General features: G+C 48.8%; 14 protein-coding genes. 6 read left to right on the forward strand and 8 right to left on the reverse strand.

What is annotated here, in order from left to right; genetic code table 11:
- Positions 1-5 precede the first annotated feature (5 nt).
- A complete protein-coding gene (locus tag ACO0K8_RS15770; protein WP_422947610.1) occupies positions 6-503 on the reverse strand; it encodes a DciA family protein in 498 nt (165 codons plus the stop codon).
- Positions 504-555: 52 nt separating this feature from the next.
- Here ACO0K8_RS15770 and ACO0K8_RS15775 point away from each other — a divergent pair, with 52 nt between their 5' ends.
- The 4 genes from ACO0K8_RS15775 (at position 556) to ACO0K8_RS15790 (ending at position 7,154) form a co-directional block, all read left to right on the forward strand.
- Positions 556-1,521, forward strand: a complete 966-nt coding sequence (locus tag ACO0K8_RS15775; protein ID WP_422947611.1) for a M23 family metallopeptidase — start codon at positions 556-558, stop codon at positions 1,519-1,521.
- 226 nt (positions 1,522-1,747) lie between these two features.
- Complete coding sequence (gene secA / locus ACO0K8_RS15780; protein WP_422947612.1) at positions 1,748-4,513, forward strand: preprotein translocase subunit SecA; 2,766 nt, start codon at positions 1,748-1,750, stop codon at positions 4,511-4,513.
- A gap of 279 nt (positions 4,514-4,792) precedes the next feature.
- Positions 4,793-5,584 carry a substrate-binding periplasmic protein gene (locus ACO0K8_RS15785; RefSeq protein ID WP_422947613.1) on the forward strand — a complete coding sequence of 264 codons (792 nt, stop codon included), beginning with the start codon at positions 4,793-4,795 and terminating at the stop codon, positions 5,582-5,584.
- Position 5,585: 1 nt separating this feature from the next.
- Complete coding sequence (locus tag ACO0K8_RS15790) at positions 5,586-7,154, forward strand: CHASE domain-containing protein (RefSeq protein ID WP_422947614.1); 1,569 nt, start codon at positions 5,586-5,588, stop codon at positions 7,152-7,154.
- Positions 7,155-7,302: 148 nt separating this feature from the next.
- On the opposite strand, the gene ACO0K8_RS15795 is transcribed toward ACO0K8_RS15790, so the two are convergent.
- The 5 genes from ACO0K8_RS15795 to ACO0K8_RS15815 all read right to left on the reverse strand — a co-directional run bounded on the left by ACO0K8_RS15795 (position 7,303) and on the right by ACO0K8_RS15815 (position 11,901).
- Positions 7,303-7,734: a MarR family winged helix-turn-helix transcriptional regulator gene (locus tag ACO0K8_RS15795; protein ID WP_422947615.1), complete on the reverse strand. Its 432-nt coding sequence runs from the start codon at positions 7,732-7,734 to the stop codon at positions 7,303-7,305.
- Positions 7,735-7,818: 84 nt separating this feature from the next.
- Positions 7,819-8,388, reverse strand: coding sequence for a YceI family protein (locus ACO0K8_RS15800; protein ID WP_422947616.1), 570 nt, complete (start codon positions 8,386-8,388; stop codon positions 7,819-7,821).
- Between the two features lie 91 nt (positions 8,389-8,479).
- Positions 8,480-9,055, reverse strand: a complete 576-nt coding sequence (locus ACO0K8_RS15805; protein WP_422947617.1) for a YceI family protein — start codon at positions 9,053-9,055, stop codon at positions 8,480-8,482.
- Between the two features lie 33 nt (positions 9,056-9,088).
- Positions 9,089-9,616: a cytochrome b gene (locus ACO0K8_RS15810; RefSeq protein WP_422947618.1), complete on the reverse strand. Its 528-nt coding sequence runs from the start codon at positions 9,614-9,616 to the stop codon at positions 9,089-9,091.
- Between the two features lie 95 nt (positions 9,617-9,711).
- Positions 9,712-11,901 (reverse strand): TonB-dependent receptor plug domain-containing protein, encoded by a 2,190-nt coding sequence (locus ACO0K8_RS15815; protein ID WP_422947619.1) that lies wholly within the window; start codon positions 11,899-11,901, stop codon positions 9,712-9,714.
- Positions 11,902-12,061: 160 nt separating this feature from the next.
- On the opposite strand from ACO0K8_RS15815, the gene ACO0K8_RS15820 reads away from it, so the two are divergent.
- Entirely contained in the window at positions 12,062-13,090 is a 1,029-nt protein-coding gene (locus ACO0K8_RS15820) for an IS30 family transposase (protein WP_422947620.1), read from the forward strand.
- A 252-nt stretch (positions 13,091-13,342) separates the two neighbouring features.
- Here the strand turns inward: ACO0K8_RS15820 and purB are convergent, their stop codons facing one another.
- Positions 13,343-14,770: an adenylosuccinate lyase gene (gene purB, locus ACO0K8_RS15825; protein ID WP_422947621.1), complete on the reverse strand. Its 1,428-nt coding sequence runs from the start codon at positions 14,768-14,770 to the stop codon at positions 13,343-13,345.
- A 272-nt stretch (positions 14,771-15,042) separates the two neighbouring features.
- On the opposite strand from purB, the gene ACO0K8_RS15830 reads away from it, so the two are divergent.
- Positions 15,043-15,651 carry a glutathione S-transferase N-terminal domain-containing protein gene (locus ACO0K8_RS15830; protein ID WP_422947622.1) on the forward strand — a complete coding sequence of 203 codons (609 nt, stop codon included), beginning with the start codon at positions 15,043-15,045 and terminating at the stop codon, positions 15,649-15,651.
- 56 nt (positions 15,652-15,707) lie between these two features.
- Here ACO0K8_RS15830 and bfr read toward each other — a convergent pair whose 3' ends face one another.
- On the reverse strand, positions 15,708-16,184 hold the full coding sequence (gene bfr, locus ACO0K8_RS15835; protein WP_422947623.1) for a bacterioferritin: 477 nt from the start codon (positions 16,182-16,184) through the stop codon (positions 15,708-15,710).
- Positions 16,185-16,252 lie beyond the last annotated feature (68 nt).

The following is a 16,252-nucleotide window of genomic DNA, read 5'->3' on the forward strand; positions in this document are numbered from 1 at the left end:
TATTTCTACGATTGATTGCGTTGCACCAGCCTATGTAATGCCGCCCTTAGCTCTGCATTTTGGGGCGTATCGTCTAAGCTCTGTTCCAGCGCATCAAAAGCATGAATGGCGCTACTGGAGAAAATTAGCTGCTTGACCGGACTAGGTTTTTCTATGGTTTTCCTAACTTGTACTTTGATCCGTATTGCGTTAATCTGCCAACCTCGTAATTGCAATTGAGAGAGTAATTTAGGCAAGGTTTGTTTTAACTTGCTTGCCAGAGATGCATTTGGAGCGGCTAGACTTAATTGCTCATCGGCTAATTGCAGCACTTCGCAGCTATCAAATATCGTCGGTAGTATGGCTTCACATTCTTTCTGTAGTGAGGCATTGCGCTTGATGCTAGGTAGTAGTGGCGAAATTTTGTCATTGCGGGCTAAATAGTTGGCGATGCCGCTGGCATCGGGTAATTTTCGACCGCGTTTGATATTGAGTTTAAATGGAGGTGGCGTTAATGATTGCATGGATAGCACCTTACCACAGCTGCCTGTTTACCTGTCATGGGGACGTCAACTAATGCAAATCATTTTCATGCATTCTCGCTTCACGCAAGCGAAGTCGATTACTCTCAGCTCTACCCATATCCTACTGTCCGTTCTGGGCTTTTTAACTCTCACGATGTTGTGCTCCGCAGTGATGGCTGCCTTAATTTTACGGCTGGCGAGTAGCGATCTACCTATCTTGAAAGGCTTGATGCCGGCCAACGTGTCTAGCTTACAAAGCAATGACCCGAATGCAAAAGATAAATATTTGAAAGAAAATCTGGCCGCGATGGCTATCAAACTAGGTGAGATGCAGGCGCAATTGATACGATTAGACGCTCTGGGCGAGCGGGTTCAGGGACTGGCAGGAGTGAAGCCAGAAGAGTTTAATTTTAAAGAGACGCCCGGACGCGGTGGTGCTGAAACCTCTACACTGTCGCCTCCCCGAGAGTTAAATTTGTCGCAGTTTCAAACCGCCTTAGATGCAATGTCCAGGGATCTGGAGCAGCGTTCGGATTTTATGAGCGTGGTCGAGACCAAGCTGATGGGTTTTAAGTTGCAATCCAAATTATTGCCAACCATACAGCCTGTCAATGTCAGTTATAACGCATCCGGTTTCGGCTGGCGCTTAGACCCATTCTCCGGGCGCAGTGCTTTTCACGAGGGAATTGATTTTTCTAGTCCTACCGGGACGCCGATTATTGCAGCCGCCGGCGGCGTGATCATTGCGGCAGAGTTTCATCCACAATTCGGGAATATGCTGGAAATCGATCATGGCGGTGAAATTATGACGCGCTACGCTCATGCCTCAAAAATTTATGTCAAGGTCGGCGACATTGTTAAGCGGGGTCAGCATATCGCGGATATAGGTTCAACCGGACGTTCAACCGGGTCGCATTTACACTTTGAGGTTCATGTCAAAGGCGTGCCACAAAATCCGCATAAATTTCTTAATGCCGGTGTCAATCAAGCCAGTATGGCAGCATTGAATCAAAAATAAGTTCGCTTGTTTGGCGGCAGTCATTGCTGCGCGGAACAGTAAGAATTTTCTGTTGCCCCTATTGATATTCTCTTTTTTGTCACCAATTTTGCCTAGTTACGTGAGCGTGACCAGGCATTTGCTGGTTAATGGGCGGGGTCGTGGTAAAATCGCGAGTTAGTCTATGTTGCTGCCCAGTCAAGTTTGTTGGCAGCTTTTTTCAAGAATCTACTTACTCATTCATAGCATGTCATTCCTGACCAAGATATTCGGCAGCCGTAATCAGCGGCTCTTGAAACAATACCAAAAAACGGTGCGTGATATCAACGCCCTGGAACCCACTCTGGAAGCCTTGTCAGATGAGCAGTTGCAAGCAAAGACAGCCGAATTTAAAGAGCGTATCGCTAAAGGTGAGACTCTAGACGCGATTTTGCCTGAAGCGTTTGCTGTATGCCGTGAGGCCAGTAAGCGTGTCTTGAAAATGCGCCATTTCGACGTGCAATTGATAGGCGGTATGGTTTTGCATTTTGGCAAAATAGCCGAGATGGGCACTGGCGAGGGTAAAACCTTGATGGCCACCTTGCCAACTTACCTCAATGCCTTGTCGGGCAAAGGCGTACACGTCGTTACCGTGAATGATTATCTGGCTCAGCGCGATGCCGAGTGGATGGGTACTTTGTACGGTTGGTTAGGGCTCACTACCGGGATTAATCTCTCGCAGTTGGAACACGATGCCAAGCAAGCTGCGTATGCTGCCGACATTACTTACGGTACCAATAATGAATTCGGTTTCGATTATCTACGCGATAACATGGTGTATGAAGCCAAAGACAGAGTGCAGCGCGCGCTCAATTTCGCCGTGGTCGATGAAGTCGATTCGATCCTGATCGATGAGGCTCGTACACCTTTGATCATTTCTGGTCAGGCTGAGAGTCATACCGAGCTGTACTATAAAATTAATGAAGTACCGAAGATGCTCACTTTGCAGATCGGTGAGGAAACTCCCGATGGTAAAGGCCATATCGAGGTGGCGGGCGACTACACCAAAGATGAAAAAGCACATCAAGTCTTGTTGACCGAAGATGGTCACGAGCATGCTGAGCGTCTGCTAACACAAATGGGCTTGTTGCCAGAAGGCGCGTCTTTGTACGATGCCGCGAATATCTCATTAATTCATCATTTGTATGCAGCCTTGCGCGCGCATGCACTGTATTTTAAAGATCAACACTATGTGGTGTTGAACGATGAAATCGTGATCGTTGATGAATTTACCGGCCGTATGATGACGGGGCGTCGTTGGTCAGATGGTCTGCATCAGGCGGTGGAAGCGAAAGAAGGCGTAAAGATTCAGAATGAGAATCAGACCTTGGCTTCGATTACTTTCCAAAATTATTTCCGTATGTATGTGCGCTTGTCAGGCATGACCGGAACGGCCGATACTGAAGCTTACGAATTTCAGGAAATCTACGGTCTGGAAACCGTGGTGATCCCACCGAATCGTCCTTCGCAACGTAAAGATAGACAAGACCAGGTGTATAAGACAGCGCAAGAAAAATATAATGCGATGTTGATCGATATTAAAGACTGTTATGAGCGTGGTCAGCCAGTCCTGGTGGGTACGACCTCGATCGAAAATTCGGAAATGTTGTCGGATATTTTGACTAAGGCCAAGCTGCCGCATAACGTTCTCAATGCTAAACAGCATGCGCGCGAAGCCGAAATTATTGCGCAGGCGGGACGTCCTAAGGGCATCACCATCGCTACCAATATGGCTGGCCGTGGTACTGATATTGTGCTCGGTGGAAACGTCGCTAAGCAAGTGCAATTGATAGAAGCCGATAGTAAATTGTCGGATGCCGACAAGCAAACTCAGTCGCAAAAACTGCGCGATGAGTGGAAGTCTTTGCATGAGCATGTAGTCACCGCAGGTGGCCTGCATATCATCGGTACTGAGCGCCACGAATCACGTCGTGTCGATAATCAATTGCGTGGCCGTTCTAGTCGTCAAGGCGATCCTGGGTCTTCACGTTTTTATCTGTCACTCGATGATGCCTTGTTGCGTATTTTTGCCGGCGACCGTGTCCGTGCCATCATGGACAGACTGAAAATGCCGGAAGGCGAGCCTATCGAGGCCGGTATCGTGAGTCGTTCCATCGAGTCGGCGCAGCGTAAGGTTGAGGCGCGTAACTTCGACATTCGTAAGCAATTGTTGGAGTACGATGACGTCGCCAATGATCAGCGTAAGGTCATTTATCAGCAACGTAACGAGCTGCTCGAAGCGCACGATATGTCTGAGATGATTAGCTCTTTGCGCAGCGGTATGTTTGAAGAAGTTGTGCGTGCTTATGTGCCGGAAGAATCAGTCGAGGAGCAATGGAATATTCCCGCTTTGGAAACGACGCTGGCGAATGAATGGTCACTCGATTTGCCTATCGCAAAAATGCTTGCTGCTGAACCAAATCTGAGTGATGAAGACATACTTGAACGGGTACAAACTGCCGCTAATACCGCCTATGAGTCCAAGTTAGCGATGGTCGGTAAGGATGCCTTCGCAGGCTTTGAGCGCAGTGTCATGTTGCAGAGTATCGATAGCCATTGGCGCGAACATCTGGCGGCTTTGGATCACTTGCGTCAGGGTATACATTTGCGCGGTTACGCACAGAAAAATCCTAAGCAAGAATACAAACGCGAAGCCTTTGAATTATTCTCGCAGATGCTCGATTTGATCAAGAACGAAGTGGTCAAGACCGTGGTCACCGTGCGCATACAATCGCGTGAAGAAATCGAAGCGGCCGAGCAGCAAATGGCAGCAGCGCAGATCGAGAATGTGCATTATCAACACGCTGATTTTGATGCGAATGCGACCCCGGAAGAAATGTTGGCACCGACGGCAAATCCTGAACAGAGTGCAAATCAACCGCAGGTGGATCATAGCTTTAAAGTCGGACGCAATGATGCCTGCCCTTGCGGTAGCGGCAAAAAATACAAGCAATGCCATGGTAAATTAGCCTAAGAATAGTTTGTAAATTTACACGAAAAGGGACGGAATTTTCTGTCCCTTTTTTATTTCCTGATTCTAATTTTTATTAGCAAAAAGGCAAAATTGAATGCTTCGAATGTGGAAGGTGTTACGTCGATTTCGAATTTTTGTTGATCGAAAATAAAGCTTCCTTGCTATATCTAAGCGATTATTTACCTACTTTCCCGTGAATAAGTGCAAACAAGAAATGTCTGTGTTATTTTGTATAAATATCCGACGTTTTTTACTCATGACTGTGAATCAAGGATCACTATGCGCATTGCACTCTCTTTGATTTCTATGGTATTTGCACTTGCTTCCGGTTTTGCTGTTGCAGCCGAAGGCCCTGATTGTTCACGTTCATTTACCTTGGCTTTGCATGAACACGGCTTACTGTATTCTAGTCAGACTGGTGCAGGCATAGACAAAGATTTTTCTGATGAATTGATGCGTCGTAGCGGTTGCAAGCTCAGTGTCAGCGTCTTGCCTAGAGCGCGAATTTGGCAGTTAATCGAATCTGGTGCCCTCGATTTTAGTTTGTCTGGCATCAGTAATGCTGAGCGCGAACGTTATGCCGGATTTGCCTGGTATTTTTCAAATAAATATTATCTGTTGTTGAGGGACGGTCTGAAGTTGAAGACCTTAACTGAATTTCAAAAAAATCCGGATTTGAAACTTGGAGTGATCCGCTCTTTTTGGTACAGCAATAATGCCAATCTGCTTATCGATCTGTTGCGCCCAGAAAATCGCCTAGTCTACGCGACTGGCTTCGACCCTCTTTTTAAAATTTTTCAGACCGGCCAAATCCAGGCAATGATCATAGAGCCCTTCGATTATCCGCAGATAGAAAATACAGCGCTACGTGAACAGAGCATGATCATTGATACTGAGGATGCGGCGATTCCGCATGGACTGATTATGTCGAAAAAATCGCTATCAGCGCTCGAGCAGGACAAATGGCGAGCTTTGGTGCAAAGCATGCGCAGGGACGGTAGTGTGACCAGGATTTTCAGAAAATACATGAAGCCTGAATTGGCCGATGCGATCACCAATTTTAAGGATTAGCGTGAACTGGTTAGTGCGACAGCGTTTGGTTATCATCGTTTTAGCATGCGCTTTGAGTGTGACTGCGCTGCTATGGCAGCATGAAAAAAGTAATGCAAATCACGAGCTACGTGCTGCACTCGATTTTCATGTGCGAGATTTCAGTGCGCGTATCGAGCAGCGCATGGTGAGCTACGAACAGCTAATGTATGGCGCGCAGAGTCTGTTTGCGACATCTCTCGCGGTACCCCAGAATGATTTTTCTGACTATGTAAAAAATTTGCAGTTAGGCGCAAATTTTTCCAGCATGGAGGCGCTAGGCGTGGTGTGGCAGGTCACGGCGCAACAAGAGGATAGTTTCATGCAAACAGCGCAGCTTGAAGTGGCGAAGGATTTTCATATTCACCCTGAAGGAGTGCGGCCCACTTATGCTCTGGTGCAGCGTATCGAACCTAGCACAGGCGAAAATGCGCGCATGTTAGGGTTTGATATGTCGCTTGATCCGACCTTGCAGGCTGCTATGGAGCGCGCCAGAGATAGCGGAGTGATGGCGGTCTCGGCTAAGCTCGAATCGGCGCTGTCCGGCCATGCCAGCGCACAAAGCTGCTTCATGATGTATTTACCCGTCTATAAAAAAAACAGTCCACAGGAAACGATCGCTCAGCGCAGAGCCAATCTTGATGGCTGGGTGTTTGCAGAATTTAAGGTTAGTGCGGTACTCGCTACCTTGTATGGCGAAACCCCGCCTCTGATTCATCTGCAAATTTATGATGGCGTTGATGTCCGTGCCGATAACTTGATGTACGACTCTGCGCCAGCACAAGCGATGCATCCAACAACTTTGCAGATGACTGAGTATATCGTCAGTGGCGGTCATACCTGGGCCGTTGTGATGCGTCCTCTGCCTGGATTTGCCAGCCAGTTGGGGCGCGATAAGTCGGCTCTGATTGCCTTCGTCGGTAGCGTATTGAGCATATTGCTGGCATTGATGACATGGCAATTGGTTTCTGGACGCGAGCGTGCGCTGACGCTGGCGCGCGCCATGACGCGTGACTTGCGGGAGAGCGAGGCGAGGTTTCGCTATCTGGCGCAATACGATGAGTTGTCTGGCCTACCTAATCGCGCCATGTTTCGAGATCGCCTGCAGCAAGCCATCGTGCAGGCCAAGCGCGATAAAGCTCGTCTGGCGCTGATGTATCTCGATTTGGATAAATTTAAACCTATCAATGATCAATTGGGTCATCATGTCGGCGATATTTTGTTGCGCGCGGTCGCCGAAAGAATGCAGCTCTGTGTGCGAGAATCCGATACCGTGGCGCGCATCGGCGGTGATGAATTTGTGATCCTGTTGCCGTTGATAGAAAACGATGATGATGCGCTGCGAGTTGCTGAGAAAATCCGCTGTGCGCTAGCTGAATCGTTTGCGGTGGCCGGTGGGCATGTCCTTACGCTCAGTGTCAGCATAGGCATTGCGATTTATCCTGAGCATGGCGAGAGTGAAGTGACGCTGGCCAAAAATGCCGATAATGCGATGTATAAAGCCAAGGAAAAAGGCCGGAATCAGGTGTGCATGTTTGATGCCTTGCCATGAACCTGTGATGAGTTCGTCGTCCGCAAGTTACCTCATTTATGTCGATTTTAGCGCATACTCCCCTATATCTATTAATAAATCGGCTAGTCGCGCATACAGCTTATGCGTAATAAAATAATACTTAGGGGAGTATTATTTTTTTGCGCAGTTAAGGTGCTTGTTGCAAGTTGCTCTTTAGCTTGACTAAGGCCCGTTCTAATATCAGAAAATCTTCCTCACGGTAGTCGCTGAAACACTCACTCCCTTGCTCCACCACTTGCGGGAAAATATCGTCAAAGCTTTGTTCACCGAGTGGCGTAAGCTGTATCAATTGCTGACGCCGGTCTTCGCTACTCGCGCTGCGTTGCAATAAACCCTTTTGCTCCAGACGCTTAAGCACTCCGGTTAAGGTGCCTTTGGTGATGAGGGTTTTTTCACCCAACTCTTTGCAGCTCATGCCCTTTGTGTTACCGAGGGTTGCAATAATATCGAACTGTGATTCGGTAAAGCCATGCGCACGCACTCTTAAAGAAGAGTTTTTTTCAAACAATTGCATGCATTCGGCGAGTAGCCGTATGCTGCGTAGATAGCGTTTATTCATGCGTAAGTTCGTATCAAGTGGTGCTGTGCACTACTCGAACACGCCAGCAGCGCGTGCTCAAGTAGCCAATCAGACTGCGTGCTATCAGTTAGCTTTAATTGCTTCTACTTGTATCGCTAGTTTAACGTCAGGTGAAAAACCGTATGCGATGCCATAGTCCAGACCAAAATCGCTGCGTTTGAATTCTGCCGTGGCGTCCGCGCCGCAAGCTTCTTTCTTATGCATAGGATGCATGATGCACTTGAATTTATTGATCGTCAGCGTCAGTGGTTTGGTGACGCCCATCAAAGTAAATTCGCCTTGCACAGCCACAGGGATGTCACCGTTAAATTGTATAGACGTGCCTTTGTAGACCGCAGTCGGGAATTTTTCAGCATTGAAAATATCTTTGGATTTTGCATGCTTATCCATGTCCGCCATCCCGAAATTGATGGAGTTGATGTCGATAGTAATGTCTACTGTGCCCGTTTTTGCGGCGCGATCCAGGGTGATTTTCCCACTGCTCTTATTGAATTTTCCGCGCCAGAAAGAGATGCCCATGTGATCAGCTTCGAAACTAGGATAGGTATGGCTAGGGTCGACGGTATAGGTTTGTGCAAATGCAGGGGCGGCGGCGAGGACTAAGGCTGCGGCGAAAAATTGGTTTAGTTTCATGTTAAATATCCTTGGAGTAGCTGGTAAGAAATCGAGGGAAATAATAAGTGCTGCGTTGTTAATATATGTTTAATGCGTTGTTGTTGCATGCTTACTGCGTTGTTACTACGTGAAATTTAATCAGTACTTCATCTGCCACCATCGAAGTGTCTTTCCATTCGCCTTCACCGATATTGAAGGCCAGACGTTTGATCGGCAAACTGCCATCGAATACTTGTGTCGCGCCGACATTTTTTACCGTTAAAGAAAAACGGGTAGGCACAGTTTTGCCTTTGATGCTCAGATTTCCCGCTACCTCTAGTTGGCCGTTAGCGCCGGCTTTCATGCTGGTCGAGACGAAATTGGCTTTGGGGAATTGGGCTGCGTTAAACCATTCTTTTTTCAGTACTTCGGCATTGTATTGAGGGTCGCCTAAATCAAAACTATTGAGATCGATCTCGACGCTCGCTTTTGAACTTTCTGGTTTGGCGCTGTTGTAATCGATGCTGGCGTTAAATTTTTTGAATTTGGCATCGACCGCGACATTCATTTGTTTAAACACGATGCCTACACTGCTTTTTGCGTCGTCGATTTTTGCGATGGCAGCCAGGGCTGGGATTGCCACAGCTAGGCTGATGGCGGCAAGGGCAAGCTGGCTGCGTTTTGAAATCTGTAAAAGAGTGAGCATGGCGCTTCCTAGAAGGATAGTTGAAAATGAAAATTAATTGAGCGGCAAGATGCGTTTAAAAATGCCATCTCTATCGATGAAGTGATGTTTAAAAGCCGCAGCCACATGTAAACCGACCACTACCAGCATCACGTTGGTGAGTGCTTCATGCACTTCTTTGAGTACGGGTTTGAGTTCGGGGTTGGGGCCGATTAAGGCGGGCAATTCAAATAGTCCTAAATACACCACAGGAAAACCGGCGGCATAGGTGTACAAATATCCAGACAGTGGCACGGCAAACATCAATGCATATAAAAAGACGTGCGTTGCGCCAGCTAGTTGACGTTCCCATTTTTTCATACTGGCCGGATGGTCAGGCGCGCCTGCCAGTAAGCGACTGATCAAACGCAGCGCGACCAGGCCTAATACGGTAATCCCCAGCCATTTATGCCAGGAATAATATTGCAACTTGCTCGGACTGATTTTCATGTCGGTCATGACACTGCCAAGTGCAAAGGCGGCTACGATCAGGATGGCGACTAGCCAGTGTAGTAACATCGTTAAGCGACTATAACGCTGCATAAGAACTCCTAGTAAAAGACATAATTAGTTCGAGGTAGGACTAATAATAGCAAAAAAAGTTCCATCGTGTTGGAACCGGTGTTTTTTGGGATGGACTAAAATTTGTGCTCGAGCAGCAGTTTTACCGACCGATAGCTGGGCGCAGTCGTGCTCAGATTGCGTGCGCCTTGTTGATCTTGATAATTGTCTATACTTACTTTATCTTGTGGCAGCAGGTTGTTGACGCTGAGTCTGAGCTGGGTTTGCTTTTGCAGATTCCATGCTGCATACGCATCGAGTTGGCGGCGCTGATTGGTATAGCCGCGCTGCACCGCAGAGACGCGCACCGTGCCACCTTGGGTGTAGCTGAAGGTGCATCCCATGCTCAGTTGCTGGCTAGCTTTGTAAGCTATGGCCAGATTGGCGCTCAGCGGCGCTTGTCTATCGAGCCGGTTGTCAGGCCCAGGCACTTGCTCTACGCGCGACCAGTTGCGATTCAGGTTCCCGCTCAAGGTCATGTCTGGGGCGCTAGCGAGCCAGCTTTGCAATGGCCATTTTAGTTCCAGTTCCAGACCGCGAATATACGCCTGGCCGCTGTTGGCGGGAGTGCTAATCCAGGTGCCGTTTTGCAGCGATAACTGATCCAGGATCACATCATCAATTTTGCGTAGATAGGCGCTGGCGCTGAACAAAGCACCGGCACCGAAGTATTGCTCAAAGGCGGCGTCCAGACCCCAGGCTAGTTCGGGTCGTAACTGCGGATTGCCCTGAGTATCCGGATTGGTCGCGTTATTATTATTGTCGCTAGTGTAGCGTCGCGGGATTAAGCTGGTGGTGGTGGGGGCCTTGTAGGTACGGGTCAACGCCAGTCGCACTTGTTGCTGCTGATTTTCTAGTTCTGAGAGTTTCCACACCGTTTGCAGTAGTGGGCTAAAGACGCTGGAGCGGTTCTCGACTTGGCTCAGTACATTGCCGCTGGTGTTGGTTTGTAGACCTTCCCAGCGCAAGCCTAAGGACGCGTTCCAAAGTCGGCTGATATCCCATTCGTCCTGCACGAATAAGGCCAGGCGCTTGACGCCGGCGCGATAGGCTTCATTGCTACTGGCAGTGCTATTACTTAGTAGATCATTGATGCGCTCTACCCGGTCTTCAGTGCGCTGTATCAGACTGCCATCCCAGCCAACTATCAGCGCATGGTTTTCTATGAAGGGCGCACTATATTTTCCACTGAGCGTCAATGATTGATCCTGTATCGATGAGTTGACCAGATGTCGCTCCAGCATTTGCTGCTCCAGATTGAAACCTTGGAAGTCAAAGTCGGTGTCACGGTGACTCAGATAGACGCCGAATTTGCTATCGAGTTTGGCGCTGTCCTCCAGTTTGCGCAGCCAGTTCAGATCGCTGCGCAAGGCCTTGGTGTAGGCGTTCCAGTTGCTGTGATTGAGTGGAAATTCTGAAGGTGTATTGAGTACGCTGCTCTCGCGTCTATCTTTGATATCGTTGATGTGGCCGCTACTGAGAAAACTTTGCGATGTCACACTGTCGCCATTCTCCAGCTTCCAGATCAGGCGCGGAGCCAGGCTGAGTTCGTCGCGGCTCATACGTTCTTCTAAACTTGTTTGCCTTTGTAGATTAAGCAGACCGTTCTGATCAAAGCCTGTTTCCTCGAGGTTTTCGGACGTGGCGCGTAACTGTCTTTGTATGATTGCCGCTAGCGTATAAGACAAGTTACCGCTGCGCTCCGATAACTGCAAGGCGACATTCGGCGAGAGTTGGCTGCGTGATTCTGCCAGTCCCAGCTTGATTTCTCGTTGACCTGTTTGTATGGTTTTTTTTAAGACGATATTGATGGTGCCAGCGATCGCCTGCGTGCTAAATTCTGCGGTCGCGGTGCGCATCACTTCGATACGCTCGATCAAATCAGGCGCAATGCTATCGATGGAAAACCCATTTGGCGTAGCTTCGCCATTGAGCAAAATCTGCGTATAACCATTGCCTAATCCGCGCATTTGTACTTCGTTGCCGCGTGCGCTGGAATTGCTAATGGTGATGCCGGGCAGGCGTTTTAATACTTCGCTCAGATTACTATCGCCGTAACGCGTAATTTCTTCACGCAGGATCACGCTCTTGCTGGCGCTGGCACGCTGACGTTCGTCGCCCGCGTTACGGCTAGCTTTTATTTCTACGCTTGCCGGCACGGGATTGTCTGCGATGAAGTCGGCGGCCAGACTGGAGAATGGAAGCAGGCTAAGGAAGCTAAGGACGTAGTACGGTGAGGGCTTAGGAACGCGAAAAGCAAAGGGCATATGAAGATAGCTAGCCAGGAAAGACAGCGATGAGTTAAAAAATTGCCGGAAGATATACGGCCTAGCGCGTTAGGCGCAAGAACCTGGAAAAAGTTCAAAAGTGCGGTCTAAAAATAACAAGTGCAACACTTCTGTAGAATTTATACAAACAGGAGTGAACATGAGCTACACGCATTTAAGCGAATTAGAAAGAGAATTGATCGCAAGGCAGCTGCAAGCGAAACAGAGTAAGCGGGAGATTGCCAGGCAACTGGGTCGCAACGTCACGTCGATCTGCCGGGAAGTAAAAAAAAGCTGTGATGAGCATGGCCAATATAGACCCATCCATGCTCACCAAAGCGCCCACCAGAAACGTCGTATTGCCAGGCGTCCGCGTAAATTGGCGTCCTCCTATACGCAAGGATTATGGGTTAAAGTAAAATTCAAGTTAGAACGAGATTGGTCGCCACGGCAGATTTCTTTATGGTTGCAAAGAGCTTTTCCAGATACCCCGACCTATCAAGTGTCGCACTCAACGATTTATCATCATATCGAGCGCTTACCTAAGGGCGAGCTGAAACGACAGCTGCTCAGCCATTTGCGGCAAGAGGGCAAGAAACGTAAAAGCAGCAGACGCGGCAATGGTAAAACCTGGATCAAAGAGATGATTCACGCCCGTCCCGGAGAGGTCGAATTACGCGCGCGACTTGGCGATTTCGAAGGTGACCTGTTGCTCGGCGCGATCGATTCGCCAGGCGCGGTGGACGTGTTATATGAGCGCACCAGTCGCCGCGTGAGCCTGATTAAATTGGAGCGACGCGATGCCTATAGTGCGTATCAAGGCTTCGCCAATGTCTTGCGCAGGATGCCAGAAGAAGTGTGTTTAACGATGACCTACGACCAGGGATCAGAAATGGCAGAGCACCAGCGCATCACCGACGCGACCGGAATTAAAGTGTATTTCTGCGACCCGCACAGCCCCTGGCAACGCGGGGGTGTCGAGAATGTGAACGGTTTATTGCGCCAATATGTACCGAAGGGAATGCAGATGTCTGAGCTCACGCAATACCAACTTCACAGTATCGCCCTCAAATTAAACGAACGTCCCCGTGAAATCTTAAACGGACGCTCACCCAATGAAGTCTGGACACACATGCTGGCAGGACTAAACTTTGAAGAAGCCACTAACCAGCCTCTACTAAAAATTTAGTGTTGCACTTGGAACTTTAGACCGCCAGTGGCGGTCCCAGCGCGCATATTCCATGCGGGTTTCCAGCTAGTCGACTCTGTAAGGCGCATGGAATATGCGTGAGCGGGGTGCTCATTTTAGAATGTGTAGGCGCTGTGTTTCATACGGCGCAGTTTTTGCATCGATACGGCTGCGCGATTTGGAAAAAACGGGGTTCAGGCTGCTGATGCCTGAACCCCGTTGTATACGGATGTGCTGGTGCTGTAGAGGCGCTTAGATGCCTTTCGCCAATTGAGCGGCGATGCCTATGTAGTTGGCCGGTGTCATCGCCAACAGCAAGTCTTTTGCGTCTTGCGGTATGCTTAATCCGAGGACAAATTCACGCAAAGCGTCTTTTGAGATGCCCTTGCCGCGCGTCAATTCTTTCAGTTGTTCGTAAGGGTTTTCTACGCCATAACGACGCATTACGGTTTGCACCGGTTCTGCCAGCACTTCCCAAGTATTGTCCAAATCTTCGGCCAGACGCGCGGGGTTGGTTTCCAGCTTATTCAGACCGCGTACACAACTGTCGTAAGCGAGCAGGGTGTAACCGAAAGCGACGCCGATATTGCGCAAGACCGTAGAATCGGTCAAGTCACGCTGCCAGCGTGAGATAGGCAATTTTTCCGACAAATGCTTGAGCAGTGCATTGGCCAGACCCAGATTACCTTCGGAATTTTCGAAGTCGATAGGGTTAACTTTATGCGGCATGGTGGACGAGCCGATTTCGCCCGCCTTGGTTTTTTGCTTAAAATAACCGACCGAAATATAGCCCCAGATATCGCGATTCAAATCGAGCAGTATGGTGTTGACGCGGGCAAAGGCATCAAACATTTCTGCCATATAATCGTGCGGCTCGATTTGGATGGTGTAAGGGTTGTAGGTCAGACCGAGACGCTGCTCGATCACGCTCTTGGAAAAACTTTCCCAATCGTAGCCAGGATAGGCCGCCAGATGGGCGTTGTAATTGCCCACGGCGCCATTCATCTTACCCAGAATTTCTACTTGTTCTATGCGCTTGATGGCGCGTTGCAGACGCGCTACCACGTTGGCCATTTCCTTACCTAGCGTGGTCGGGCTGGCAGTTTGTCCATGCGTGCGCGACAGCATAGGTACGTCGGCATTGTCGTGCGCGATTTCGCTTAAGCGTGCGATTAGTTTTTGCAGCGCTGGCAGCATCACTTCATCACGCGACGATTTCAACATCATGCCGTGCGAAGTATTGTTGATGTCTTCGGAAGTGCAGGCGAAATGGATGAATTCCGCCGCGGCTTTCAATTCTTGCGTGATGGCGGCGTCGATGTTGAGGACGCGTGCTGGCAAGTGGCCGTAGCTGTCCGGCAGTGGTAGACCGACTGACTCTTTTAACCAATATTCGACCGCTTTAACGTCATGATTCGTCACCGCTTCGATAGACTTGATGCGGGCTGCATCGTCTTCCGAGAAATTCGTTACCACCTGATCGAGCAGGGCCGAGGCAGCGGCTGAAAACGGCTTGATTTCACTAAAACCAGCCAGCGACAGGGCTTGCAACCAAGAGACCTCGACCTTGACACGGTGACGCATGAAACCGGCTTCCGAGAGAGTGGCGCGCAGGGCGTCGACTTTGCTGGCGTAACGACCGTCGAGCGGGGATAAGGCGGAAAGAGTAGATAGGGACATGATCTTGGACTCGGTGTAAAGGATGGATGAAAAGCGGCAGAACGAAAAAATGCTGAGTGCATTGCGTAAAAAACCACAAAAACTCAAAATCGATTAAGATTTCGTTTATTGTCAAAATTGTCAAAAATGATGAATTTCAGCTAGTTTTTTAAGGTTTTACGCGCAATCTGAGATTTTACCATTAGCTGGCGTCGATGACATCTGTCCTTGCCGGTGACCTGCATGCTGCGCTGCAATGCTATAATCATGATTAAATAATTATCAAAGCTACTATGAAACTAATTGGTTCTCTCGCCAGCCCCTTCGTTAGAAAAGTCCGTGTCGTGTTGGCGGAAAAGAAATTAGATTACGATCTGATACTGGAAAACGTCTGGGCTCCAGAAACGACGATACAAGAATCAAACCCCTTGGGAAAAGTGCCGTGTCTAGTGATGGAAGACGGTGGCTCGATGTTTGATTCTCGCGTCATCGTTGAATATCTCGATACTTTAACGCCAGTCGGCAAGCTGATTCCAGCCAATGGCCGCGGTCGTGCCGAAATTAAATGCTGGGAAGCGCTGGCAGATGGCGTGCTCGATGCCGCCATTCTGGTTCGACTTGAACGTACTCAGCGCCCGCCAGAACTGCAAAGTGAAGCATGGGTGACGCGTCAGATGCAGAAGGTCAACGCAGGTTTAAAATCCATGTCCAGCGGCTTAGGCGAAGCAGCTTTTTGCTCCGGCAATCATCTGACACTGGCCGATATCAGCGTAGTCTGCACTTTGGGTTGGCTATCATTTCGCTTCCCAGAAATCGACTGGCGTGGCGATTATCCGAATTTGTTGAGATTATTTGAAAAAATGTCTGAGCGTGCTTCGTTCAAGGAAAGTTTCCCAGAATAATCGATTCGGGAATAAAAAAGGGAGGCATAGCCTCCCTTTTTTATTCCCGTTCTGATTTATTCGTCATCCAAAATTTGCGCTTGCAAGTAATTTTGCAGACCAATTTTCTCGATTAATTCGATTTGTGTTTCTAACCAATCGATATGCTCTTCGGTGTCGTCTAGTATCATTTGGAACAGCTCGCGTGACACATAATCGGTCGCTAATTCGCAAGTGGCAATGCCTTCCTTGACGGTTTTCTGCGCCGCCATTTCGAGCTTGAGATCGCATTGCAGCATCTCCGGCGTATTCTCGCCTATCATCAATTTATGCAGCGCTTGCAGATTGGGCAGGCCGCCCAGCATCAAGATGCGATCTATCAATTTATCGGCATGCTTCATTTCGCCTATCGATTCCTGATACTCTTTCTTGGCGATTTTCGCCAAGCCCCAATGCTTATACATGCGTGCATGCAAGAAATATTGATTGACAGCGCTGAGTTCATTGGTCAATTGAGCGTTCAGCAATTTAATGACTTTGGCATCGCCTTTCATGGGCACTCCTGAGGTAAAGGTGGTGAGGCTGATTAGCCGCTATCATCTTAGTACAAAACCATCAGGAT

This window comes from Undibacterium sp. Ren11W, from assembly GCF_049340485.1.
Lineage (GTDB): Bacteria > Pseudomonadota > Gammaproteobacteria > Burkholderiales > Burkholderiaceae_D > Undibacterium.